Genomic DNA, 23726 nt, shown 5'->3' with positions numbered 1-23726 from the left:
CTCAGGCGCACAGCTTGGCGCGGCCCTTCGCGCGACGACGGCTCAACACGGCGCGCCCGGCGGCGGTCTGCATGCGCGCGCGGAAGCCGTGTGTACGCTTACGTTTCAGAACACTCGGTTGAAATGGCCTCTTCATGACTCGTCCCGCCTGCTATACCTGCTGGAAATTCCCAGAAAATCAGCTTTTTGCTGCCCAAAATCGAAAGGGGGAAACATTACCAATTTTTCCTCTCGCGTGTCAATCTAAATGTCGCCGGACGCGCCTTTTCGGGTATGGATTAGCACAATAAAGAGGTATACACTTGCCGACTTCATCCGTTCTACAACCTTGCCGGCACCCGGTTTCTACGCGAAGGGAGACGTCGTTCTGTGGAAAACTCGCTCTGGAAAAAGTGCCTGGACCATCTGGAGAACGAGCTTACCGCACAGCAATTCAACACCTGGATACGCCCCCTGCAGGCGATTGAAAACGATACCTGCCTGCGTCTGCTGGCCCCCAACCAGTTTGTGCTCGACTGGGTGAACGAGCGCTTCATAGACCAGATTTCCGAGATCACCGCCCAACTCCGGGCAGGCACCTCGATGCAGGTGTCGCTCGAGGTCGGCAGCCATCGCGCCCGCCCGCTGGCGGCGCGAGACCAGGCACCTGCGCCGCGCCGCGCACCCCCTCCGGCGCGCCCGCCGGGCGCGCCGGGCGGCTTCACCCGGCGCAGCGACCACGACGAGATCCACCATATACGCAACCTGCAGCCCGAGTTCACCTTCGCAAACTTCGTCGAAGGCAAATCGAACCAGCTCGCGCGCGCGGCTTCATCCCAGGTGGCTGAAAATCCGGGCCGTTCCTATAACCCGCTGTTCATCTACGGCGGCGTCGGTCTCGGCAAGACCCATCTGATGCACGCCATCGGCAATCAGATGGTGCAAATCAATCCCGCGGCCCGCGTCGTCTACGTCCATTCAGAGCGTTTCGTGGGCGACATGATCAAGGCCTTTCAGCACAACTCGATCGACGAATTCAAGCGCTATTACCGCTCGGTGGACGCCCTGCTCATCGACGATATCCAGTTCTTCGCCAACAAGGAGCGCTCGCAGGAAGAGTTCTTCCATACCTTCAACACCCTGATAGAAGGACAGAGCCAGATCATCCTGACCTGTGACCGCTATCCGAAGGAGGTCGGTGGTCTCGAGGAGCGCCTGAAGTCGCGCTTTGGCTGGGGCTTGACGGTCTCGATCGATCCGCCTGAACTGGAGACCTGCGTCGCGATCCTTAAAAGCAAGGCGGTGCTGAGCAACGTCGAGTTGCCGGACGAGATCGCGTTCTTCATCGCAAAGCGGGTGCGCTCCAACGTTCGTGAGCTCGAGGGCTCGCTGCGGCGCGTGATCGCGAGCTCGCGTTTCACCGGCCGGCCGATCACGATGGATCTGGCCAAGGACGCCCTCAAGGATCTCCTAGCGCTGCAGGACAAGCTGGTGACCATCGAAAACATCCAGCGCACCGTCGCCGATTATTGCAAGATCCGCTATTCCGATCTGCTGTCGAAACGTCGCTCCCGCTCGGTGGCGCGGCCGCGACAAGTGGCCATGGCGCTGGCCAAGGAACTCACCAGCCACAGCCTGCCCGAGATCGGAGAGGCCTTCGGCGGCCGCGACCACACCACCGTGCTGCACGCCTGCCGCAAGATCCAGGAGCTGAGAAAGACCGATGTGCGCACGAATGAGGACTACACAAACCTGTTGAGAACACTGACAACATGATGTTCACAGTCTGTGGATAAACTGGACCGTGAAAACGGGTCCGTTTTACCGCACATGATATCCACAGCATACCCCGCGCGAATACGCGCATGATCAACAGCTTCGATGCTACGTCAACTCCTTGATGCGCAGGAAGGAAAACGGGTTATACAGTAAATGTGCCGGTACTAATAAATATAGATTTCAGGAAGAAACATAAATGAAATTTACTATTACACGTGACGCCCTGATCAAACCTCTGCAGACGGTGAGCGGGATCGTTGAAAGGCGTCAGACCCTGCCAATCCTGTCCAACATCCTGCTGAAGGTGTCGGACGAGACCCTTTCCCTGACGAGCACCGATCTCGAGATCGAGATGCTGGCGCATGCAGAAACAAGCAAGGCTACGCCAGGCGAGGCAACCCTGCCGGCTCGCAAGTTCCTGGATATCTGCCGTGCCCTGTCCGAGGATGCCGTGCTGGATGTCTCCGTCACCGGCGAGCGCGCCACGATACGTTCCGGCAAAAGCCGTTTCGTACTGTCCACCCTGCCGGCGGGTGATTTTCCCAACATCGAGGTCAGCCAGAAACTTTCCCAGCTCAGCCTGTCACAGCGCACCCTGAGGAACGCCATCGCCCGCACCCACTTTGCCATGGCGCAGCAGGATGTGCGGTACTACCTCAACGGCCTGCTGCTGGAGCTGGAAAACCGCATCATCCGGATGGTCGCCACCGACGGCCACCGCCTCGCCATGTGCGAAACCCAATATCCAAAAGAAATTAATAAAAATCAAAGCATTATAATCCCGAGGAAGGCGGTGATCGAGCTCTACCGACTGCTTGCCGACGATGACAGCGAGGTCGAGATCCGCGTTGGAGGTAATTTCATCCAGGTGAAGACGACCGAGATCAGCTTCACCACCAAGCTGATCGATGGGCGTTTTCCCGATTACCAGAACGTGATACCCAAGGGGGGTAATAAAACTGCGGTCTGCAACAGGGAAGCGCTGCGCCAGGCCCTGTCTCGCGTCTCCATCCTCTCGAACGAGAAGTATCGCGGAGTACGGCTGCAGTTCAGCAATGGCACCATGCAGATACTCGCACACAACCCCGAACAGGAAGAGGCCGAGGAGGAACTCGCCATAGAGTATTCCGGAGACAACCTCGAGATCGGATTCAACGTGACCTACCTGCTTGACGCACTGTCGGCAGTGGCCTCAAACGAGGTTTCTCTCCAGCTGATCGATGCGAACAGCAGCTGTCTGATTCAATCCATGGATGACAAGACTTGCCGTTACATTGTCATGCCGATGCGCCTGTAGACACATTGGTACCGCTTCTCCATCCGCGTGATACGTTTCCCGACAACAACAGGCTGAGTCCAGCCCTGTACGTTACCCCGACATCCGCCCTGCCCGCCGCATGACGCTGGTTCGGATCAAGATCAGAAATCTCAGAAATATCCTGTCCCTGGATCTCGCGCCTGGACACGGGATCAACGTGGTCCTGGGGCCAAACGCCAGCGGTAAATCCAGCCTGCTGGAGGCCATCCATCTGCTCTCCAGCGGGAGATCCTTCCGCACCCATCACCTGGCACAGGTGGTTCAACGCGAAACGTCCGAGATGGTGATCAGCGCCGAGGTGTTCAGCGAGGCCTCTGGTACCAGAGCACTGGGTATGGAATTCGATATGGACCGTGGGCGCCTGCGTATGAAGGCCGCCGGGAAACCCGTTCAACGATTATCGGAGTTGGCGCCCTTTCTGCCCGTTGTTACGATCCATCAGGAAAGCCACCGGGTGTTCACCCTCGGCCCGGAGTTCAGACGTTCGTTTATGGACTGGGGAGTGTTCCACGTGGAACCTCGCTTTCTCCCCGCCTGGCAAAGATACCGCCGCGCGCTGAAGCAACGTAATTCCATTCTGCAACAGGCGTTACCGCGACCCGAGGTCTGGGACAGGGAACTGGTCGAAAACGGGGTCCTGATGGATGCATATCGCAGACGGTACCTGGAGCAGTTCATCGCCAGATTCCGGGGTCTGCTGCCCATGCTGAGGATTGACTCCGCCATAGATCTCAAATACCGGTCGGGCTGGGCCTCTGACGCCGATCTTGCGGTGCAGTTGGCCAAAGGATTGGAAGGAGATCGTCGCAGCGGATACACTCGCATCGGGCCACATCGCGCGGATATCGAATTTGTCACGGGTGGAATTCCAGTTCGCGAATGCCTCTCGCGCGGCCAGATGAAGGTGCTGGTCTACGCCCTGTATCTCGCGCAGGCCTGCACCCTGGCTGAAATCACAGGCGGGCGGGGTTTGATCCTGATAGATGACCTCGCAGCCGAGCTGGATGCCCAGCACATCGAACAGTTGATCCTAAAGATCAGCGCGCTGGGTTTTCAAACCATAGTCACCTCCAGTGATCCGGAGTTTCGCCGGCATGTTGTCCGGGTGGACCACAAGATGTTTCACGTGGAACATGGTGTATTCACGGAAGTGATATAATGCCGCACGCCGTTTAGAGCCAATACGGAGATACCGATGGAAGAGGCCCAAAGCTACGATTCCTCAAGGATTAAGGTCCTGCGCGGGCTCGATGCCGTGCGCAAGCGACCCGGGATGTATATCGGGGATACCGACGACGGCACGGGTCTGCACCACCTGGTTTTCGAAGTGGTGGACAATTCCATCGACGAAGCGCTCGCGGGATATTGCAGCGAGATCTCGGTGACCATTCACCGTGATGGCTCGGTCACGGTGACAGATAACGGACGCGGTATCCCGGTGGACATCCATCCGGAGGAGGGGCGATCCGCCGCGGAAGTGATCATGACCGTGCTGCACGCCGGCGGTAAGTTCGATGACAATTCATATAAGGTATCGGGCGGCCTGCACGGGGTCGGTGTCTCCGTCGTCAACGCCCTGTCGGAAATCCTTAAGCTCACGATTCGGCGCGATGGGCATATGTACCACCAGGAATACCACATGGGTGAACCGGTAGCGCCCTTGGTGGTATCCGGGGATACGGATCAGACCGGGACGGAGATCCGCTTTCTTCCGAGCACGACGATCTTTACCAACACCGAATTCCATTACGACATCCTCGCACGCCGTCTGCGCGAACTTTCCTTCCTCAATCATGGCGTACGAATCCGCCTGCATGACGAGCGCAGCGACAAGGTCGATGTTTTCGAATACGAGGGTGGGATCCGCGCCTTCGTCGAGCACCTCAACCGCAACAAGACACCGCTGCATCCCACGGTGATTTATTTCACCAGCGAAAAGGGCGGCATCGCGGTCGAGGTGGCGATGCAGTGGAACGATTCCTACCAGGAAAATATTTTCTGTTATACCAATAACATACCGCAGCGCGACGGCGGCACGCACTTGGTGGGCTATCGCTCGGCGCTGACGCGCACACTCAACCAGTACATCGATAACGAAGGCTTGGCCAAGAAGGCCAAGATCGCCATGGTCGGCGATGACGCCCGCGAGGGTTTGACCGCGGTCCTTTCGGTGAAATGCCACGACCCGAAGTTTTCCTCCCAGACCAAGGAAAAGCTCGTATCGTCCGAGGTCCGGGCAGTGGTGGAATCGGTTGCGGCAGAGAAGATCCAGGAGTTCCTGCTCGAGTTTCCCGCTGAAGCCAAGGCGATCACCGCCAAGATCATCGATGCGGCGCGCGCGCGCGAGGCGGCCCGCAAGGCTCGCGACATGACGCGTCGCAAGGGCGTGCTCGACATTGCGGGTTTGCCGGGGAAGCTTGCCGACTGCCAGGAAAAGGATCCCCGCCTCTCCGAGCTATTTCTGGTCGAGGGCGATTCCGCAGGCGGATCCGCCAAACAGGGCAGGGACCGTCGCTACCAGGCCATCCTGCCCTTGAAGGGCAAGATACTGAATGTAGAAAAAGCCAGGTTCGACAAGGTGTTATCATCTGTCGAGGTGGGCACGCTGATCACCGCGCTGGGTTGTGGTATCGGTAAGGAGGAACACAATCCGGACAAACTCCGCTACCACCGCATCATCATCATGACGGATGCGGATGTCGACGGTTCGCATATCCGCACCCTCCTGCTGACCTTTTTTTATCGTCAGATGCCGGAGCTGATCGAGCGCCGTCACATCTACATCGCACAGCCACCGCTGTACAAGATCAAGCGTGGCAAGCAGGAGCGATACGCCAAGGATGATGGCGAACTTAACGCCTATTTGCTGCAATCTGCATTGGAAAATGCTCGATTGAGCGTGAACGCCGATTCTCCGCCTATCAGTGCCCAGGCGCTGGAGACGCTGGCCGGGAAGTACATGGCGGTGATGGCGACCATCCGTCGCATGGCGAAGCGCTGGAACGCCAATGTCCTGGAGCAGTTGATCTACATGCCCGAACTCAGCGCCGAGGAGGCGTCCAACATCGGCCGGGTGGAGCAATGGAGCCGGGAACTCGAGGCACGCCTGAATGCCGACAGGGCGGCCGGACTCCGCTTCAATATCACCGTGGTGCGCGAACCCGACGAGAGAGGGTGGAGGGCGGAGATTGTGGAAAACCTCCATGGCATCTCCACCAGCCGCCAGTTCAACCGGGAATTTTTCACCTCGGCGGAATACCGCAGCATGGTGGAGCTGGGTACCCAGCTCGATGGGCTGATCGGCAGCGGCGCCGTGATCCAGCGCGGCGAACGCAGGCTGGACGTCGCCAGTTTCAAGGAGGCGATGGACTGGATCATCGAGGAGGCGAAGCGCGGACAGCAGATACAGCGCTACAAGGGTCTTGGCGAGATGAATCCCGAGCAGCTGTGGGAGACGACCATGAACGTTGAAACGCGCCGTCTGCTGCAGGTACAGGTCGAGGATGCCGTGGCGGCGGACGAGATCTTCACCACACTGATGGGCGATCAGGTCGAGCCGCGCCGCGAATTCATCGAGAAGCACGCACTGTCGGTGGCGAATCTCGACATCTAGTCGCTAGCGCCTTTCGGACTGCCATCGCGCCGGTCCGCGCGATGTTCCATCGGAGTTCCATCGCGGCCCGGCGAGCGACCCGCTATCCCGCGCGCTCCACCATCATTCCCGCGGCGTGGTTATCCTGCTCCGATCGGATCAGGCGATCTCGCGGTACAGGCTGGTAAAGATGTTGCTGCGCCGCTCGGCCATATGCCGGCCTTCATCCTGCAGGAAGGCAAGGAAGGCGCGGGCCACGACGGAAAGCTGCTTACCCGCCGGATATCCCACATACCAATGCCAATCGAGCGGAAAGCCGCGCACGTCGAGCAGCGCGATCTCGGCCATCGGCGCCTCCCAGATCAGGGCGTGCTGAGACAGTCCTGCGATGCCCATACCGCTCGCGACGATCTGCTTGATCGCCTCGTTGCTGCCGAGTTCCATGCGCACCTTGAGCGCGATGCCCTGTTCCCTGAAAGTCTGCTCGAGTGCCATGCGGGTACCCGATCCGGGTTCGCGCATGATGAACGGTTCCTGCGCGAGGCGCGATAGCGGTATTGCCTTCTTTCCCGCGAGCGGGTGCGCGCGCGGTGCTACGATCACGATCGGGTTCAGCAGAAACGGCTCGAACTCGACGTCGGGTGATGCCGGCGGCTGGCCCATGATATAGAGGTCGTCCATGTTGTCCGTCATGCGCTCCAGCAGCCGCTCGCGGTTGGTGACCTTGAGCGCGACCTCGATGCCGGGATAGAGGCGGCAGAATTCTCCCAGTACGCGCGGCGCGAAATACTTCGCCGTCGTGACCACCGCCAGATTCAGATGACCGCTCTTCAGTCCCTTGAGATCGGCCAGTTGCATGTCGAGCCGCGAAAAGGTGTCGAACAGTTCGCGCGTGGCCTGCAGCAGCACACGTCCACAGTTGGTCAGATAGACGCGTTTACCGATCTGTTCGAACAGCGGCAACCCGATCACCTCGGTGAGTTTCTTGATCTGGATCGACAGCGTCGGCTGGGTCAGCGCGAGCTCGTCGGCGGCCTTGGTGAAACTGCCCAGGCGCGCGATGGCCTCGAACACCTGCAACTGGCGCAGGCTGGCGTGACGGGCGATCTGGCTGACGTGGAACTTATCCATAGATCTGCATCTATCATATGCATCAGTATTTTTGATTGGAATTTATATCACGATTCGGCCATCGTAGACCAGCCTGTTCTGCTGCAGAACAGATCACCAAGCGCGCACCGCCGCATAATTCAAGATTCAAGACCAGGAGGCTAGATCCATGGGCAAATCAGAGACTATTGCAGAGGGTAAGCAACGCTACAAGTCCGGCGTTATACCTTACAAGAAGATGGGTTATTGGGAACCGAACTACGTCCCCAAGGACACCGACGTTATTGCGCTGTTCCGCATCACACCGCAGCCTGGCGTGGACCATGAAGAGGCCGCTGCGGCAGTGGCCGGCGAGTCCTCCACCGCCACCTGGACGGTGGTATGGACTGACCGCCTGACCGCCTGCGAGCTCTACCGCGCGAAGGCATTCAAGAGCGAGCTCGTGCCGAACACCGGTCCGGGGACCAAGACTGAAGCCCAGTACTTTGCCTATATCGCCTACGACCTGGATTTGTTCGAGCCGGGCTCGATCGCCAACCTGACCGCGTCGATCATCGGCAACGTGTTCGGCTTCAAGGCCGTGAAAGCGTTGCGCCTCGAAGACATGCGCATCCCGGTCGCGTATCTGAAAACCTTCCAGGGTCCGGCCACCGGCGTCATCGTCGAGCGCGAACGCATGGACAAGTTCGGCCGCCCGTTCCTCGGTGCGACCACCAAGCCCAAGCTCGGCCTGTCCGGCCGCAACTACGGCCGCGTGGTGTACGAGGCGCTGAAGGGCGGTCTGGATTTCGTGAAGGACGACGAAAACATCAACAGCCAGCCGTTCATGCACTGGCGTGACAGGTACCTCTATTGCATGGAGGCCGTGAACAAGGCGTCCGCCGCCACCGGTGAGGTGAAGGGGCACTACCTCAACGTCACCGCCGGCACGATGGAGGACATGTACGAGCGCGCCGAATTCGCCAAGTCGCTCGGCTCGGTCATCATCATGATCGACCTGGTCATCGGCTACACCGCGATCCAGTCGATGGCCAAGTGGGCGCGCAAGAACGACATGATCCTGCACCTGCACCGCGCCGGCAACTCGACCTATTCACGCCAGAAAAACCACGGCATGAACTTCCGCGTCATCTGCAAATGGATGCGCATGGCGGGTGTGGATCATATCCACGCCGGTACCGTGGTCGGCAAGCTCGAAGGCGATCCGCTGATGATCCGCGGCTTCTACGACACGCTGCTCGACACGCACACGGCGCCGCAGCTCGAGAAGGGCCTGTTCTTCGAGCAGGACTGGGCGTCGCTGAACAAGGTCATGCCGGTGGCCTCCGGCGGCATCCACGCCGGCCAGATGCACCAGCTGATCCACTACCTCGGCGAAGACGTGGTGCTGCAGTTCGGCGGCGGCACCATCGGTCACCCGATGGGCATCCAGGCCGGCGCCGTCGCCAACCGCGTCGCGCTGGAGGCGATGATCCAGGCCCGCAACGAGGGCCGCGATTACCTGAAGGAAGGCCCGCAGATCCTCGAGGCCGCCGCCAAGTGGTGTTCGCCGCTCAAGGCCGCGCTGGACACGTGGAAGGACATCTCCTTCAACTACGACTCCACCGACACCGCGGACTTCGTGCCGACCGCAACCACCAGCGTTTAACAAATCGCCAAGGAGACGCCATCATGATGACCAATCACGGCAACCGGATCACGCAGGGCCAGTTCTCGTTCCTGCCCGATCTCACCGACGCCCAGATCACCGCGCAGATCAAGTACGCGCTGAAGAACAACTGGGCGGTCAACGTCGAGTACACCGATGATCCGCACCCGCGCAACACCTACTGGGAGATGTTCGGCATGCCCATGTTCGATCTCAAGGATCCCGCCGGGATCCTGATGGAGATCAACAACTGCCGCAAGACATTCCCCAACCACTACATCCGCGTCACCGCATTCAACAGTACGCGCGGCGTGGAGTCGCCGACGATGTCCTTCATCGTCAACCGGCCGAAAACCGAACCCGGCTTCGGCCTGGCGCGGCAGGAGGTCGCGGGACGGCAGATTCACTACACCGTCCACAGCTACTCGACCGACAAGCCGGAAGGCGAGCGTTACTGATACTCGGTGCAGGAGCGGCGGCGGGCGCAGGCCCGCCGCCTTCCCCCTTCAGGCAGCGATGGGATGCGGCAGCCATGGGAAAAGATGACAATCTGAACGCCGCCGGCGCCGACGAGGTGCGGGTGGATCTCGAGGCCGAATTCAAGGCCTCGAACATACAGGAAGTGCTGGACACGCTGGACCGGGAGCTGGTCGGGCTGGTGCCCGTCAAGACGCGCATCCGCGAGATCGCGGCGCTGCTGCTGGTCGACCGCCTGCGGCGCAAGTTCGAGCTCTCGTCCGAAACGCCGACGCTCCACATGTGCTTCACCGGTAATCCGGGCACCGGCAAGACGACGGTCGCGATGCGCATGGGCGAGATCCTCAAGCGCCTCGGTTACGTGCGCGAAGGACACCTGGTCACCGTCACGCGCGATGACCTGGTCGGCCAGTACATCGGCCACACCGCGCCGAAGACCAAGGAAGTGATCAAGAAGGCCATGGGAGGCGTGCTGTTCATCGACGAGGCCTACTATCTGTACAAGCCGGAGAACGAGCGCGACTACGGCCAGGAGTCCATCGAGATACTGCTGCAGGTCATGGAAAACAACCGCGACGATCTCGTCGTGATCCTGGCCGGCTACAAGGACAAGATGGATAAATTCTTCCAGAGCAATCCGGGCATGCGTTCGCGCATCGCCCATCACATCGATTTCCCCGACTATTCGCCGGCCGAACTGCTGCACATCGCCAGGCTGATGCTGGAGCGCCAGAACTACCGCTTCAGCGCGGAAGGCGAGCTGGCGTTCAATGAGTATCTCAAGCTGCGCATGAAGCAGCCGCACTTTTCCAACGCGCGTTCGGTGCGCAATGCCCTCGATCGCGCCCGGCTCAGACAGGCCAACCGGCTGTTCGCCAACGCCGGCAGGATGCTCAGCAAGATGGATCTGGTTACCATCGAGGCGGAGGACGTGCTGGCCAGCCGCATCTTCAGTGACAAGGGCGGGGAATGAGATGAAGTGAGGCCGGGCCATAGGCCGGCAACCATGACAACGAGGTGAGCGCAGTATGGCATTGGTGAACATGCGTGATCTGCTGAACCACGCGTACGAGGGTCATTACGCGGTCGGCGCCTTTGACGTCATCAGCCTCGACTTTCTGCAGGGTGTCCTGCAGGGCGCAGAGGAGGCGCGTGCGCCCGTCATCCTCAACTTTGTCGTCCCGCAGTTCCGCTACTATGATTTCGAGCTGCTGGCCGCCGCCGCCGTGGCAGGTGCCCGGCGCAGCCCGGTGCCGGTCGCGCTGCACCTGGACCACGCCGCAAACCTGGATCACGTGGCCCTCGGCATCCGTCACGGCTGCAACGGCGTCATGATCGACGGCTCCCATCTGCCGTTCGAGAAAAACGTCGAGCTGACCCGGTCTGTGGTGCAGACTGCGCACGACTGCGGAATCGCCGTCGAGGGCGAGCTTGGTGTCATCACCGGATACGCCGGCGACGACCAGGCCGAACCCGGGCCGGGCGTCTATACCTGGCCCGACGAGGCGCGGCAGTATGTGCGCCAGACCAAGGTGGACTTCCTCGCGGTCTCGGTCGGCACCGTCCACGGCATCCGCCCGGAACGATCCGACCTGGATCTGGAGCGGCTGACGCGCATCAACAAGGCGGTCGGCATCCCGCTGGTGATTCATGGCGGCAGCGGCCTGACCGATGCGCAGTGCGAATGCCTGATCGACCGCGGCGTGGCCAGGATCAACTACTACAGCGGCCTGTCGCAGATCGCGGCGCGCCGCCTGCGCAGCAACTGCCTCGTGGATCGGACCGGCGGCACTGCCGCCCTCAACCAGGGTGTGAACGAGGCGGTCCGCAGGGAGGTGGCGCGCTGCCTGGCGGTGTGGGGGGCTGCGGGCCGCGCCGAGGCCGTGCTCGCCGAGGCGTCGCCCTGGCAGGAGGTGGAGCATCTCATCATTTACAACAGCACCGACGCCGATGCGCGCGTGGAGGAGATGATGGAGGAGGGAAGGCGTGTGCTGGCCACGATACCGGGCGTGCGCCGCGTCTTCGCGGGCCGTGCGCTCAAGGACGGGGCCAAATACCGCTACTGCTGGCTGGTGCGGTTCGCTCATCCCAAGGTGGTGGAAAGTTACCGCGACCATCCCGCGCATGTGGCCTTTGCCGACACGCGCTTCCGTCCGTCCACGGCGGCCCGCATCAGCATAGATTTCGAGGATACAGGCCGTGCGGCCGCGGCCGCACGGCCCGCGGATGCGGTCGGCGGGCGGAGGCTTCCCGGCTGACATGGTGGACGCACTGTTCGAATCCGACCTCCCCGGCCTGGCGCTGCTTCATCGCGGCAAGGTCAGGGATATGTACGACGTCGATGCAGAGCACCTGCTGATCGTCACCACCGATCGCCTGTCGGCCTTCGACGTGGTGCTCCCGACGCCGATTCCGGACAAGGGCCGCGTGCTGACGGCGCTGTCGCGTTTCTGGTTTCAGCGCCTGGACGCGGGTGTGGCCAATCATCTGACGGCGCGCGACCCTCTGTTGCTGGTCACCACGGCGCATGAACGTGATCAGCTCGCGGGCCGTTCGCTCGTGGTTCGCAAGTTGTCGCCGCTGCCGATCGAGGCCATCGTCCGCGGCTATCTGGTAGGGTCTGGCTGGCGTGACTACACCCGCACCGGATCAGTGTGCGGCCATCGCCTGGCGGCCGGTCTGCGCGAGGCGGAGCGCCTCGATCAGCCGATCTTCACGCCGTCGACCAAGGCCGCCGCAGGCGCGCACGATGAGAACATCAGCCTCGCGCGGACGGCCGAGCTCATCGGCCGCGACCTGCTGGAGCGGCTGCAGGCGGTAAGCCTGGAACTGTACCGGCAGGCGGCGGACTACGCATTGACGCGCGGCATCATCATCGCCGACACCAAGTTCGAATTCGGCCTGGATCGTGATGGCGCACTGGTGCTGATCGACGAGGTCTTCACGCCGGATTCGTCACGCTTCTGGCCGGCGGACGGTTACGCGCCCGGACGGGTGCCGGCCAGTTTCGACAAGCAGTATGTGCGGGATTACCTCGAGTCGATCGGCTGGAACAAACGGCCGCCCGCCCCGCCGCTTCCGCCGGAGGTGGCGGCGGAAACAGCGAAGAAATACCGCGAGGCGCTGCACCGACTCGCGCCGGAGACCTGATCTCGTGCCGCATCCCGGCCCCGGAGGCGCGGCCGGTCAGAACGGAGACCGCACCCGATGTCGCTGATCGACGAATTCACGCCCTTGCGCACGCTGCCGCGCCTGCTGCCCGCGAGCTGTTTCAACACCGTGAGACTGGCACAGCTGCGGGTCGGCGCCCCGCTGCGGTTGCCCGCCCCGGGGCTGCGGCTGCTGGAATGCATCCTGGAACGCGAGGCCTGGATCTGTGTCGATGCGCGGAGCGATCATGTCCCGCTGATCGCCTGGACCGGTTTCGATCTCGCCGGGCGCGGATTGCACGAAGCAGTACGGTGCGAACAGCGCCTCTACCACATCCATGCCGGATTGATCATGGGGCCGGCGCTGGACTCGATCGAGCGCGCCGTGGCGGAGCTGCTCGGCAAGGCCGGGATGCACTGAACCGACGACTGCGCGCCGGACAGATATGGAGACGGATCAGCGCGCGGCCTGCGCGGCGAAGTGCGCCGCGCCCAACAAACCGACCCGGGGGTTGATCACCACCGCAACCGGAATCTCGGCTGTCAGATGCGCCATCCGGCCCTTGTCATTGAAGGCCGCGAGGAAGCGGCCGTCGACCAGGCGCGGCAGGATGCGCGGCGCGATGCCGCCGGCGATATAGAGTCCGCCGTAGGGCAGGGTGAGCAGGGCAAGATTGCCGGTATGGGCGCCGTAGACGGCGACGAACAGGCTGAGCGCCTCATTCGCGAGCGTATCGCCGTGGATCATCGCATGTTCGGTCACGGCGGCAGCGGTGTCCTGCGTCCGCAGGCGTTCCGTAAGGTCGGGGTCGACGCGGTCCGGCTGCCGCGCGCAAAGAAAGTCGTAGATCGCCGCCAGACCGGGACCGGACAGCAGGCGCTCGATCGAGACATGGCCGTGGCGCTGCGCCAGCCAGGCGAGCAGGTCGCGTTGAACCGCGCCGTTGGGCGCGAAGTCGACATGGCCCCCCTCGGTGGGCAGGACCTGGTAACGCGCGCCGTCCCAGGCGAGCAGGGCCGTGCCCAGTCCGGTCCCGGCGCCCAGTACAGTGCGCGGAGCCGCGGAGCGCGGCCGGCCCGGCTGCAGGACCACGAGGTCGTTGTCCTCGAGCAGCTCGATGCCGTGGCCGACGGCCTGGAAATCGTTGATCAGATGCACCGCCGGCAGCGCGAACTCGGCGGCGAGGCGGCGGTTGTCCAGGCGCCAGGTCAGGTTGGTGACGCGCGCCATCTCGCTGCCGTCGGCCGTCATCACCGGGCCGGCTACGGCGAAGCAGGCGCGCCCGATGTCGCGCAGTCCCGGCTCCAGGCGCGCGAGGAAGTCGCCGACGATGACCTCCAGGCCGGGGTACGCCCCGCTGTCGTAACGGTGTTCCCGCAGCAGGCGAATGCCGTCGTCCGTGCGTTCCGCCAGTGCGAGCAGGGTCTTGGTGCCGCCGATATCGCCCGCCAGCAGTCTCACGTCAGACACCCGGCAGCAGCCGTGCGGCGGCGTGGTCGATGAACCACTCGAGTTCGCCACGGGGTTGCAGCCGGGAGGCCGGATACCGGGCCGCGGTTTCCGCCCGGCCGACGACATCCCTGACGATGTCCGCCTTGCCTTCGCCGGCCACCAGCAGGGCGATGTGACGCGCGGCGTTGATCACGGGATAGGTCAGGCTGATGCGCCAGGCCTGCAGCCTGTCGACATGGACCGCGGCTGCCCAGGCGCGGTGCTCGTCGAGGATGGCGGTGTCCGGAAACAGCGAGGCGATGTGGCCGTCCGGACCGAGCCCGAGCAGCACCAGGTCGAATCGCCCCCTTTCGTGCCCGCGCGCGTGCGGCAGGTGGCGGTGCAGCAGATCCGCATAGCGCCGTGCGGCGGCGTGCGGATCGGGATCCTCGGCCTCGATGCGATGGACCTGCGCCGGCGGGAGCGCCACGTGCTGTAACAATGCCTCGCGCGCCATGCGGAAGTTGCTGTCGGGATGGTCCGGCGGCACGCAGCGCTCGTCCCCGAAATACACATGCGTCGCCGCCCAGTCCACGGTGTCGCGGTAGTCGGCGGCGAGCGTCTGGTACAGCAGACGGGGTGTGGAACCGCCGGCGAGCGCGACGTGAAAACCGCGGTGCTCGCTCCGGGCATCCTGTGCAAGCTCCGCGAAGCGCGCCGCCGCGGCGCGCGCCAGCGCGGCCGGGTCGGTGTGGATGTGCAGACGACGTTCGCCGCCCATGTGTCCTCCTGAGTGTGTGGCTAAAAGTATCAGGGATTCCCGCGGGAGGAAAGACTGCGCAGGCAGGCAAGTTCCCGTCCCGGCGGATAATTTACCGCGGGCATGCACGCTTGACCGTATGGCGGGCGCGGCCTAAGCTAGCGGCAGGCAGTCCTCGACTGCAGTTGTATCCGGAGGTTAGTGAAGTGATCGCGTGGGAATGGTTGATCCCGGTTCTGTTGCTCGGTCTGGCGGGAGGGTTTCTGCTCGGCTGGGGCGGCAGCGGTTCGGCAAAGCAATCGAGGAAGATCGATCGCGAACTGCGTGAAACGCGCGACGAGCTGGTGCGTTACCGCGATCAGGTCGCCGTCCACTTTTCTTCCACCGCCGATCTCGTCAACGCAATGTCCGCGAACTATGCCGCCCTCCACCAGCATCTGATGCAGGGCGCGCAGGAGCTGTGCAACGGGCGGGAGCCCCGGTTCAAGGCCATCAGCGTGAGCGAGGGCGGTGCCGGCGGCGAATCCCCCCCCGCGCAGGGCGCGCTCGCGCTGACCGCTCCGCCCCTGGAATTGCCGGGCGAAAAGCTGGCCCTATCCCGTCCGGCGCCGGCCCTGCACACGAAGGGCTGGTACAAGGAGTCCGCCTCAGACGACGAGGCGTCCGACTACGTGAAGGATGATCCCCGCTACTGATCCAGGCGGACGGCCTTACGTGCCCGTCCCATCCTCCGCCTTGCGTTCCAGCACGATGAAGCCGTGCGGGTAGGCGTTTTTCTCGTCGGCCGGACGCTCGTCGCGCGCGGCTTCGCGCCAGGCGGAGGCGTCGAGCGGCGGGAAGACGGTATCGCCGGTGAAGTCCGCGTGGATCTCGGTGAGGTAGATACGGCGCGCGCGCGGCAGCGCCTGCCGGTAGATCGATGCGCCGCCGATCACCATCACTTCGGCGCAGTCGCGGCAATGTTCGTACGCCGCTTCCAGCGAGGGCAGTACGGTGCAGCCTTCCGCGCGGTAGCCCGCGGCGCGGCTGATCACAATGTTCTCGCGTCCCGGCAGCGGCCGGCCGATCGATTCATGGGTTTTGCGCCCCATCACCACCGGCTTGCCCAGGGTGACCGCGCGGAAGTGGCGCAGGTCGGCGGGAAGATGCCACGGCAGCGCGTTGTCGCGCCCGATCACGCGGTTGCGCCCCATCGCCACCACCAGAGCGACGAGCATGCTCACACGGCCACGGGCGCCTTGATGTGCGCGTGGGACTGGTAGCCTTCGAGTGCGAAGTCCTCGAACACGAAGTCGAACAGCGAGGTTCGCGCCGGGTTGAGCCGCAGGGTCGGCGGCGGATAGGGCCTGCGCGCGAGCTGGGTCTCCGCCTGTTCCAGGTGATTCAGGTACAGGTGCGCGTCACCCAGCGTATGGATGAACTCGCCCGGCTTGAGTCCCGTCACCTGCGCCACCATCAGGGTCAGCAGGGCGTAGGAGGCGATGTTGAACGGCACGCCGAGGAAGATGTCGGCGCTGCGCTGGTAGAGCTGGCAGGAGAGCCGCCCCTCGGCGACGTAGAACTGGAAGAAGGCGTGGCACGGCGGCAGCGCCATGCGTTCGATGTCGGCCACGTTCCACGCGCTGACGATCAGGCGGCGCGAGTCCGGCGTGCGCCGGATATCCTCCACCACCTGCCGGATCTGGTCGATGTGCCGGCCGTCGGCCGCCGGCCAGCTGCGCCACTGGTAACCGTACACCGGACCGAGTTCGCCCTGCTCGTCCGCCCATTCGTCCCAGATGGTGACGCCGTTGTCGCGCAGATAGCGCACATTGGTGTCGCCGCGCAGGAACCAGAGCAGCTCGTGGATGATGCTCTTCAGGTGCAGCTTCTTGGTGGTGACCAGCGGGAAACCGGCGGCGAGGTCGAAGCGCATCTGGTGGCCGAACACGCTCAGCGTGCCGGTCCCGGTGCGGTCCTCCTTGCGCGCGCCGTGGTCGCGCACGTGGCGCAGCAGGTCGAGATACTGTTTCATCGGGCGGATGCTGCGCGCGCGGGAGTGCCCCGGTGCGCCAGCCACCACAGCACGGCGCCGGCCGCGAGCATCGGCAGGCAGAGCAACTGACCCATGGTGAACCAGCCGCCGGCGAGGAAGCCGAGTTGTTCGTCGGGCGTGCGTGCGAACTCGACCAGGAAACGGAAGGTGCCGTAACCGAGCAGGAAGAGGGCGGATACCGCCATCGTCGGGCGCGGCTTGCGCGCATACAGCCAGAGTATGACGAACAGCAGCACGCCCTCGAGCAGCATCTCGTAGAGCTGGGAGGGATGGCGCGGCAGCCCGCCGGCGCGAGGATCGGGAAACACCATCGCCCAGGGCAGGTCGGTCGGTCGTCCCCACAACTCGCCGTTGATGAAGTTGCCGAGGCGCCCGGCGCCGAGGCCGATCGGGATCAGCGGCGCGGTGAAATCGGCGATCTCGAAGAAGCGCCGGCCGCGCCGGCGCGCGAACAGCGCCATCGCGACGATGACGCCGAGCAGGCCGCCATGGAAGGACATGCCGCCCTGCCAGATCTTGAGGATGTTGAGCGGTTCGGCCAGGTAGACGGCAAAGTCGTAGAACAGGATATAGCCGAAACGCCCGCCGAGGATCACGCCGAGGGCGACGTAGAAGATGAGGTCGGATAGGTCCTGCCGGCTCAGGTCCGCGAACAGCCGCAGCCGGCGCCGGCCCAGCCACCACGCGGCGGCGAATCCGATCAGGTACATGAGGCCGTACCAGTGGACCTTGAGCGGTCCCAGCTGGACTGCCACGGGGTCGATGTCGGGGTAACTCAGCACGGGGCCCAGTATAACAACCGCGTCATCCCGCTGCATCGCCGCGGTGGACGCGCGCGATGAGGCACTTAAGGTACGCCGTCTCCGGGATCGCGGGATGGACGGGGTGGTCCGGTCCCTGGTGGCCCTGCTCGAGGATCTGCAGTTCACGGCCGGCATGCAGCGCCGCCTGCTGCAGCACGCCGCGCAGCTCGTCCGCCGCGAGGTGGAAGGAGCAGGAGGCGGAGATCAGGATGCCGTCCGCATCGAGCAGTTGCATGGCGAGCTGGTTCAGGCGCTGGTAGGCGCGCAACCCGGCCGCCTTGTCCTTGCGCCGCTTGATGAAGGCGGGGGGGTCCAGCACGACGACGTCGAAAACCTCGCCGGCCTCGTGCAGCGCCTTCAGTGTGGCGAAGGCCTCGCCGTGGCGCGCCTCGATGCGGTCGGCGACACCGTTCATGCGTGCGTTGCGCAGCAGCAGGTCGAGTGCGGCGCGCGATTCGTCGACGCATACCACCTGACGCGCCCCCGCCGCTGCGGCCTGCACGCCCCAGGCGCCGCTGTAGCTGAACATGTCGAGCACGCGCCGGCCGCGGACATAGGCGGGCAGGCGTGCGCGGTTCATGCGATGGTCGTAGAACCAGCCGGTCTTCTGGCCGGTGAGCGGCTCCAGTTCGAAGCGCAGGCCGTTTTCCTCCACCAGCACCCGCTCCGGGGCGGCGGGCAGGGCCTCGACGTAAGGCGCCAGGCCCTCGAGGGCGCGGATCGGCGCGTCGTTGCGCAGCACCACCGCCTCCGGTTGTACCACCTGCTGCAGCGCGGCCAGGACGGCGTCCTTGCAGAGATCCATCCCGGCGGTGGTCAGCTGCACCGAACACACGGTGTCATAGCGGTCGATCACCAGGCCCGGCAGGGCGTCGCTCTCGCCGTAGACCAGGCGGTAGAACGGCCGGTCGAACAGGCGCTTGCGCAGTGCCGCCGCCGCCTCGAGGCGGCGCGCGAACCAGGCGGCGTCGGGCACAATGTCCGGGGCCCGGCCGAGCAGGCGGGCACAGATGAGGGAGTGCGGATTGACGTAGGCCGTGCCGAGCGGCCGGCTGCGGTAGTCGACCAGTACGGCGAGTTCGCCCGGCGCGAAGCCGGTCAGCGGGGTCGCCGTCACCTCGACTTCGTTGCTGTATACCCACAGATGGCCGCCGCGCAGGCGGTGTTCCTCGTTTTTCCGCAGTTGCAGCGTTTTGTACATGGGGGCGGGGGCGGCGTCCGGGCGTGCTTCGGGTTTATTTTGGGGGCAAATACTAGCATAATAGCCGGCTCTTCAACCGCGGATTCCCGCCGTCCAAGCGCCCACCGGCGCGGGGCGGGCGCCGCAACCGGCGACCGGTCATCGAATCACTGCGCAAGGGGCAAGGGCACATGCAATTAGGCGAGACGATCACACAATTCATCACCCAGGAACAGCGGCGTGCGGGCGGCACGGGCGATTTCACCGCCGTGCTCAACGACACCCTGACGGCGTGCAAGGCGATCGCCAACGCCGTGAACAAGGGGGCGCTGGTCGGCGTGCTCGGCAGCGCCGAGAAGGAGAACGTGCAGGGCGAGACCCAGAAGAAGCTCGACGTCATCTCCAATATGATGATGATCAAGAGCAACGAGTGGGGCGGCCACCTTGCCGGCATGGCCTCCGAGGAGATGGACGACGTCTATCCGATCCCGGACGGCTACCCGGTCGGCAAGTACCTGCTGGTGTTCGATCCGCTCGACGGCTCGTCCAACATCGACGTCAATATCTCGGTCGGTACCATCTTCTCGATCCTGCGCTGCCCCGAGGGCGTGACCAAGCCGACGGCGAAGGACTTCCTGCAGCCGGGCACGCGCCAGATCTGCGCCGGCTACGCGCTCTACGGCCCCGCCACCATGCTGGTGATGACCACCGGCCAGGGCGTCAACGGCTTCACCCTCGACCGCAACGTCGGCGAGTTCCTCCTCACGCACACCAATATGCGCATCCCGGAGACCACGCGCGAGTTCGCCATCAACGCCTCCAACGGCCGTTTCTGGGAGCCGCCGGTCAAGCGCTACATCGACGAGTGCCTGGCCGGCAAGGAAGGGCCCCGCAAGGAGAACTTCAACATGCGCTGGGTCGCCTCCATGGTGGCCGAGGTGCACCGCATCCTGACCCGCGGCGGCATCTTCCTCTATCCCAAGGACACCAAGGACCCGACGAAGGAAGGCCGCCTGCGCCTGATGTACGAGGCCAATCCGATGTCCTTCATCGTCGAGCAGGCGGGCGGCGTCAGCACCACCGGCCGCGAGCGCATCATGGATATCCAGCCGCGCGATCTGCACCAGCGCGTCCCGGTGATCCTCGGCTCGAAGCAGGAAGTCGAGCGCGTGACGGGCTATCACAGAGAGGTGCGGTGAGGCCCGGCAGTCTGCGTGCGCGGACCGGGGCAGCGCGCCGGCGCGCGGCGGCGGAATGACAGCGGTTTCACCCTAATAAATATCCGGTCATGGGATCGCCGCGCGACCGCGGCGCGCAGGGATCCTCGCGTGCATGCGGGCGCTTTGTCGGAGCGGGGACACCGGTTATAGTATGATCACTTTACGTGCGGGACGGTCGGGGAGGTATCGACCCGGGCCGCCCGGCAACCATCACAGCGAAGCCGTCATCCATGGGTCACAGGACGCCACTCTATAACGAGCACGTGCGCCACGGCGCGAAGATCGTCGATTTCGCGGGCTGGGACATGCCGCTGAATTACGGTTCGCAGATCGAGGAGCACCGCCACGTGCGCAGCGACGCCGGCATGTTCGACGTCTCGCACATGACCGTGACCGACGTGACCGGTGCGCGCACCATCGACTACCTGCGCCATATGTTCGCCAACGACGTCGGCCGGCTGGACGCCGGGAAGGCGCTCTACACCTGCATGCTGAACGAGCGCGGCGGCGTGATCGACGACCTGATCGTCTACCGCCTGAATGACCAGCACTACCGGCTGATCACCAATGCCGCCACGCGCGACAAGGACCTGGCCTGGCTTCGGCAGCACGCCGCCGCGTTCGGCGCGACACTGGAGGAGCGCACGGACGGCGCACTGATCGCGGTGCAGGGCCCGCGCGCGCGCGACAAGGTGCATGCCGTCCTGAAGGACGATGCCGCGCGCGCCGCGGTCGCGGCGCTCGGCACGTTTCGCTCGGTCCAGGTCGGACAGATGTTCGTCTCGCGCACCGGGTATACCGGCGAGGACGGTTACGAGATCCTGCTCCCGGCCGGACATGCGCCCGCCTTCTGGCAGGCGCTGCACGCGGCCGGGGTGAAGCCCATCGGACTCGGGGCGCGCGACACCCTGCGGCTGGAGGCGGGCATGGCCCTGTACGGCTCCGATATGGACGAGACGGTGACTCCGCTCGAGAGCGGGCTGGCCTGGACGGTGGCGTGGAATCCGCCGGAGCGCGCGTTCATCGGCCGCGCGCCCATCGAGGCGGACCGCGCGCGTCCGGCGCGCAAGACGATCGGCTTGGTGCTGCGCGAAGGCGGCGTACTGCGCGCGCACCAGCAGGTCTACGTCGGCGACCGTCTCGTCGGCGAGATCACCAGCGGCAGTTTTTCGCCCTTCCTGCAATGCTCCGTCGCGCTCGCGCGGGTCAGCAGCGAGGTGGCGAACGACTGCGCGGTCGACATCAGGGGACGTCGCCTTGCCGCGCAGGTGGTGACGCCGCCCTTCGTGCGTCACGGCAAGAGCTGCATCGCGCCGGCCTAGGCCGGGATCTCCGGGGCGAGGATTACTGTACAACTGTGGCAGCATATCAATTAAGAGGTTGGTCTCATGAGTGAAATACCCGCGGAATTGAGATATACCAAGACCCACGAATGGGTCGAGGACGAGGGCGACGGCACGGTCAAGGTCGGCATCACCGATCACGCCCAGGACCTGCTGGGCGACATGGTGTTCGTCGAACTGCCGGAGGTCGGCAGTGCGGTCAGCGCCGGCCAGGAGTGCGCGGTGGTCGAATCCGTCAAGGCGGCCTCCGACGTCTACAGCCCGGTCGCCGGCGAGGTGGTCGAGGTCAACGAACTGCTGGCGGACAACCCGGATCTGGTCAACAAGGATCCCTACGGTGAAGGCTGGATCATGCGCATCCAGCTCGACGGCGCCGAGGGCGGTAACCTGATCGACGCCGAAGACTACAGCGCCTTCATCACCGAGGAAGACGAATAACGCCCCCCGGACGTGCCGCGCCCGTGCGCGGCCGCCGGGGTGAGCCGCGCGGTTATCCCGGCACCCCATAGCGACATCCACTTCCAGGATATCTATGCCATTCATTCCGCATACGGAAAGCGACACCGCCGCCATGCTGGCGGCCATCGGCATCGACCGCATCGACGACCTGTTCGACGAGATCCCGCCCGCCCTGCGAGTGCGTGACATTGCGGCGGTGCCGCCCGGACTGACCGAGATGGAGACGGCGCGACTGCTCGGCGAGCGCGCCGCGGCCAACGGCGCGCCGCTGTGCTTCATCGGCGCCGGCGCCTACGAGCACCACATCCCGGCGGCGGTATGGGAGATCGCCACCCGCGGCGAATTCTACTCCGCCTACACACCGTACCAGGCCGAGGCGAGCCAGGGCACGCTGCAGCTGCTGTACGAATACCAGACCATGATGACCGGACTCACCGCGCTCGACGTGTCCAACGCCTCGCTCTACGACGGCGCCTCCGCGCTGGCCGAGGCGGTGCTGATGGCGGTGCGCGCGAATCGCAAGGCGCAGTCGAAGCGCGTGCTGATCCCGCGCACGGTGCCTCCGGTCTACCGCCGCGTGGTGCAGACCATCGTCGCCAACCAGGGCATCGTCATCGACAGCCTGGATTACGATCCGCAGAGCGGCGCCGTCGATCCCGCCGGACTGCCGCAGAATCCGGGCGATTTCGCCGCCCTCGTCATTCCGCAGCCGAATTTCTTCGGCGTGCTGGAAGACGCCGATGCGCTCTGTGACTGGGCGCATGCACATGGCGGGCTGGTCATCGCGCAGAACAACCCGGTGTCGCTCGCCCTGCTCAAGCCGCCGGGCGAATGGGGCGCGCAGGGCGCGGATATCTCCTGCGGCGAAGGCCAGCCGCTCGGCGTGCCGCTCGCCTCGGGCGGGCCGTATTTCGGTTTCATGTGCTGCAAGTCCGAGCACGTGCGCCAGATGCCGGGCCGCATCATCGGACGCACCGTCGACCTCGACGGAAAGCCCGGCTTCACCCTGACACTGCAGGCGCGCGAGCAGCACATCCGGCGCTCCAAGGCGACCTCGAATATCTGCACCAACCAGGGCCTGCTGGTTACCGCCGCCACTATATATGTCGCTGCTCGGCGCGGAGGGGCTGCGTCGCGTCGCCGCCTCCTCGCATGCCAGCACGCGCCGGCTGCGCGAGGCGCTGTCCGCGATCAAAGGCGTCACGCCGGTGTTCGCGCGCCCGTTCTTCCACGAGACCGTGCTGCGACTCGACGCCGACGTGGACGCCGTCCTCGCACGCCTGGCGGACGACGGCATCCTGGGCGGCTACAGCCTGAAGCGGGACTATCCCGAGCTGGGCGAGTGCATGCTCGTGTGCGCCACCGAGACCAAGACGCCCGGAGACATCGAGCGTTACGCGAATGCCTGCGCGCGCGCGCTGGCCCGCGACTGAGCCGGCGGC

Annotated in this window: 22 protein-coding genes and 1 pseudogene; 15 read left to right on the top strand and 8 right to left on the bottom strand. The window is 64.3% G+C overall.

Features of this window, described 5'->3' with window-relative positions:
- Position 1: 1 nt before the first annotated feature.
- Entirely contained in the window at positions 2-136 is a 135-nt protein-coding gene (rpmH, locus tag IPK65_13265) for a 50S ribosomal protein L34 (GenBank protein ID MBK8164053.1), read from the bottom strand.
- A 233-nt stretch (positions 137-369) separates the two neighbouring features.
- On the opposite strand from rpmH, the gene dnaA reads away from it, so the two are divergent.
- The 4 genes from dnaA (at position 370) to gyrB (ending at position 6689) form a co-directional block, all read left to right on the top strand.
- On the top strand, positions 370-1755 hold the full coding sequence (gene dnaA, locus IPK65_13260) for a chromosomal replication initiator protein DnaA (GenBank protein ID MBK8164052.1): 1386 nt from the start codon (positions 370-372) through the stop codon (positions 1753-1755).
- Positions 1756-1954: 199 nt separating this feature from the next.
- On the top strand, positions 1955-3055 hold the full coding sequence (gene dnaN, locus IPK65_13255; protein MBK8164051.1) for a DNA polymerase III subunit beta: 1101 nt from the start codon (positions 1955-1957) through the stop codon (positions 3053-3055).
- A gap of 100 nt (positions 3056-3155) precedes the next feature.
- A complete protein-coding gene (gene recF, locus IPK65_13250; GenBank protein MBK8164050.1) occupies positions 3156-4235 on the top strand; it encodes a DNA replication/repair protein RecF in 1080 nt (359 codons plus the stop codon).
- Positions 4236-4271: 36 nt separating this feature from the next.
- Positions 4272-6689 carry a DNA topoisomerase (ATP-hydrolyzing) subunit B gene (gene gyrB / locus IPK65_13245; protein ID MBK8164049.1) on the top strand — a complete coding sequence of 806 codons (2418 nt, stop codon included), beginning with the start codon at positions 4272-4274 and terminating at the stop codon, positions 6687-6689.
- Positions 6690-6827: 138 nt separating this feature from the next.
- Here gyrB and IPK65_13240 read toward each other — a convergent pair whose 3' ends face one another.
- Complete coding sequence (locus IPK65_13240) at positions 6828-7799, bottom strand: LysR family transcriptional regulator (GenBank protein ID MBK8164048.1); 972 nt, start codon at positions 7797-7799, stop codon at positions 6828-6830.
- Positions 7800-7947: 148 nt separating this feature from the next.
- Between IPK65_13240 and IPK65_13235 the strand changes: the two genes are divergently transcribed.
- From IPK65_13235 to IPK65_13210, 6 genes are all read left to right on the top strand, one after another.
- The gene (locus tag IPK65_13235) at positions 7948-9426 is read left to right on the top strand and encodes a ribulose-bisphosphate carboxylase large subunit (protein MBK8164047.1); all 1479 of its coding nucleotides are present in this window, start codon (positions 7948-7950) and stop codon (positions 9424-9426) included.
- A 23-nt stretch (positions 9427-9449) separates the two neighbouring features.
- On the top strand, positions 9450-9884 hold the full coding sequence (locus IPK65_13230) for a ribulose bisphosphate carboxylase small subunit (GenBank protein MBK8164046.1): 435 nt from the start codon (positions 9450-9452) through the stop codon (positions 9882-9884).
- A 74-nt stretch (positions 9885-9958) separates the two neighbouring features.
- Positions 9959-10876: a CbbX protein gene (cbbX, locus tag IPK65_13225; protein ID MBK8164045.1), complete on the top strand. Its 918-nt coding sequence runs from the start codon at positions 9959-9961 to the stop codon at positions 10874-10876.
- Positions 10877-10931: 55 nt separating this feature from the next.
- Positions 10932-12161: a class II fructose-bisphosphate aldolase gene (locus IPK65_13220; protein MBK8164044.1), complete on the top strand. Its 1230-nt coding sequence runs from the start codon at positions 10932-10934 to the stop codon at positions 12159-12161.
- 1 nt (position 12162) lies between these two features.
- Positions 12163-13053: a phosphoribosylaminoimidazolesuccinocarboxamide synthase gene (locus IPK65_13215; GenBank protein ID MBK8164043.1), complete on the top strand. Its 891-nt coding sequence runs from the start codon at positions 12163-12165 to the stop codon at positions 13051-13053.
- 57 nt (positions 13054-13110) lie between these two features.
- Positions 13111-13473, top strand: coding sequence for a hypothetical protein (locus IPK65_13210; GenBank protein ID MBK8164042.1), 363 nt, complete (start codon positions 13111-13113; stop codon positions 13471-13473).
- Between the two features lie 36 nt (positions 13474-13509).
- Here the strand turns inward: IPK65_13210 and IPK65_13205 are convergent, their stop codons facing one another.
- Complete coding sequence (locus IPK65_13205) at positions 13510-14514, bottom strand: glucokinase (protein ID MBK8164041.1); 1005 nt, start codon at positions 14512-14514, stop codon at positions 13510-13512.
- Between the two features lies 1 nt (position 14515).
- Complete coding sequence (gene pgl / locus IPK65_13200) at positions 14516-15265, bottom strand: 6-phosphogluconolactonase (protein ID MBK8164040.1); 750 nt, start codon at positions 15263-15265, stop codon at positions 14516-14518.
- 185 nt (positions 15266-15450) lie between these two features.
- Here pgl and IPK65_13195 point away from each other — a divergent pair, with 185 nt between their 5' ends.
- Positions 15451-15939 (top strand): DUF1043 family protein, encoded by a 489-nt coding sequence (locus tag IPK65_13195; protein ID MBK8164039.1) that lies wholly within the window; start codon positions 15451-15453, stop codon positions 15937-15939.
- Between the two features lie 15 nt (positions 15940-15954).
- Here the strand turns inward: IPK65_13195 and folA are convergent, their stop codons facing one another.
- From folA to IPK65_13175, 4 genes are read right to left on the bottom strand one after another with little or no spacing between them, the layout of a single operon-like run.
- Entirely contained in the window at positions 15955-16461 is a 507-nt protein-coding gene (folA, locus tag IPK65_13190; GenBank protein ID MBK8164038.1) for a type 3 dihydrofolate reductase, read from the bottom strand.
- A gap of 2 nt (positions 16462-16463) precedes the next feature.
- Positions 16464-17258 (bottom strand): thymidylate synthase, encoded by a 795-nt coding sequence (locus tag IPK65_13185; GenBank protein ID MBK8164037.1) that lies wholly within the window; start codon positions 17256-17258, stop codon positions 16464-16466.
- Complete coding sequence (locus tag IPK65_13180) at positions 17255-18061, bottom strand: prolipoprotein diacylglyceryl transferase (protein MBK8164036.1); 807 nt, start codon at positions 18059-18061, stop codon at positions 17255-17257. Before IPK65_13180 ends, IPK65_13185 begins: the two co-directional genes overlap by 4 nt.
- Before the next feature lie 22 nt (positions 18062-18083).
- Positions 18084-19283, bottom strand: a complete 1200-nt coding sequence (locus IPK65_13175; protein MBK8164035.1) for a class I SAM-dependent rRNA methyltransferase — start codon at positions 19281-19283, stop codon at positions 18084-18086.
- Between the two features lie 170 nt (positions 19284-19453).
- On the opposite strand from IPK65_13175, the gene IPK65_13170 reads away from it, so the two are divergent.
- The 4 genes and pseudogenes from IPK65_13170 to gcvPA all read left to right on the top strand — a co-directional run bounded on the left by IPK65_13170 (position 19454) and on the right by gcvPA (position 23717).
- On the top strand, positions 19454-20461 hold the full coding sequence (locus IPK65_13170; protein MBK8164034.1) for a class 1 fructose-bisphosphatase: 1008 nt from the start codon (positions 19454-19456) through the stop codon (positions 20459-20461).
- Positions 20462-20712: 251 nt separating this feature from the next.
- Positions 20713-21804 carry a glycine cleavage system aminomethyltransferase GcvT gene (gene gcvT / locus IPK65_13165; protein ID MBK8164033.1) on the top strand — a complete coding sequence of 364 codons (1092 nt, stop codon included), beginning with the start codon at positions 20713-20715 and terminating at the stop codon, positions 21802-21804.
- 66 nt (positions 21805-21870) lie between these two features.
- The gene (gcvH, locus tag IPK65_13160) at positions 21871-22263 is read left to right on the top strand and encodes a glycine cleavage system protein GcvH (GenBank protein ID MBK8164032.1); all 393 of its coding nucleotides are present in this window, start codon (positions 21871-21873) and stop codon (positions 22261-22263) included.
- Between the two features lie 94 nt (positions 22264-22357).
- A pseudogene (gene gcvPA, locus IPK65_13155) lies at positions 22358-23717 on the top strand (aminomethyl-transferring glycine dehydrogenase subunit GcvPA).
- The last annotated feature ends 9 nt before the right edge of the window (positions 23718-23726 follow it).

Source organism: Gammaproteobacteria bacterium (genome assembly GCA_016712635.1).
GTDB lineage: Bacteria > Pseudomonadota > Gammaproteobacteria > SZUA-140 > SZUA-140 > JADJWH01.
This window is presented reverse-complemented; position numbering and strand designations above follow the sequence as displayed.

Excerpts from the sequence above, each read along its gene's own strand:
- pgl (MBK8164040.1), bottom strand. The coding sequence starts at position 15,265 with ATGGGCGGCGAACGTCGTCTGCACATCCACACCGACCCGGCCGCGCTG.
- gyrB (MBK8164049.1), top strand. The coding sequence starts at position 4,272 with ATGGAAGAGGCCCAAAGCTACGATTCCTCAAGGATTAAGGTCCTGCGC.
- folA (MBK8164038.1), bottom strand. The coding sequence starts at position 16,461 with ATGCTCGTCGCTCTGGTGGTGGCGATGGGGCGCAACCGCGTGATCGGG.
- IPK65_13210 (MBK8164042.1), top strand. The coding sequence starts at position 13,111 with ATGTCGCTGATCGACGAATTCACGCCCTTGCGCACGCTGCCGCGCCTG.
- IPK65_13220 (MBK8164044.1), top strand. The coding sequence starts at position 10,932 with ATGGCATTGGTGAACATGCGTGATCTGCTGAACCACGCGTACGAGGGT.
- IPK65_13235 (MBK8164047.1), top strand. The coding sequence starts at position 7,948 with ATGGGCAAATCAGAGACTATTGCAGAGGGTAAGCAACGCTACAAGTCC.
- IPK65_13230 (MBK8164046.1), top strand. The coding sequence starts at position 9,450 with ATGATGACCAATCACGGCAACCGGATCACGCAGGGCCAGTTCTCGTTC.
- dnaN (MBK8164051.1), top strand. The coding sequence starts at position 1,955 with ATGAAATTTACTATTACACGTGACGCCCTGATCAAACCTCTGCAGACG.
- IPK65_13175 (MBK8164035.1), bottom strand. The coding sequence starts at position 19,283 with ATGTACAAAACGCTGCAACTGCGGAAAAACGAGGAACACCGCCTGCGC.
- recF (MBK8164050.1), top strand. The coding sequence starts at position 3,156 with ATGACGCTGGTTCGGATCAAGATCAGAAATCTCAGAAATATCCTGTCC.
- rpmH (MBK8164053.1), bottom strand. The coding sequence starts at position 136 with ATGAAGAGGCCATTTCAACCGAGTGTTCTGAAACGTAAGCGTACACAC.
- gcvT (MBK8164033.1), top strand. The coding sequence starts at position 20,713 with ATGGGTCACAGGACGCCACTCTATAACGAGCACGTGCGCCACGGCGCG.
- IPK65_13240 (MBK8164048.1), bottom strand. The coding sequence starts at position 7,799 with ATGGATAAGTTCCACGTCAGCCAGATCGCCCGTCACGCCAGCCTGCGC.
- IPK65_13170 (MBK8164034.1), top strand. The coding sequence starts at position 19,454 with ATGCAATTAGGCGAGACGATCACACAATTCATCACCCAGGAACAGCGG.
- gcvH (MBK8164032.1), top strand. The coding sequence starts at position 21,871 with ATGAGTGAAATACCCGCGGAATTGAGATATACCAAGACCCACGAATGG.
- IPK65_13215 (MBK8164043.1), top strand. The coding sequence starts at position 12,163 with ATGGTGGACGCACTGTTCGAATCCGACCTCCCCGGCCTGGCGCTGCTT.
- IPK65_13185 (MBK8164037.1), bottom strand. The coding sequence starts at position 17,258 with ATGAAACAGTATCTCGACCTGCTGCGCCACGTGCGCGACCACGGCGCG.
- cbbX (MBK8164045.1), top strand. The coding sequence starts at position 9,959 with ATGGGAAAAGATGACAATCTGAACGCCGCCGGCGCCGACGAGGTGCGG.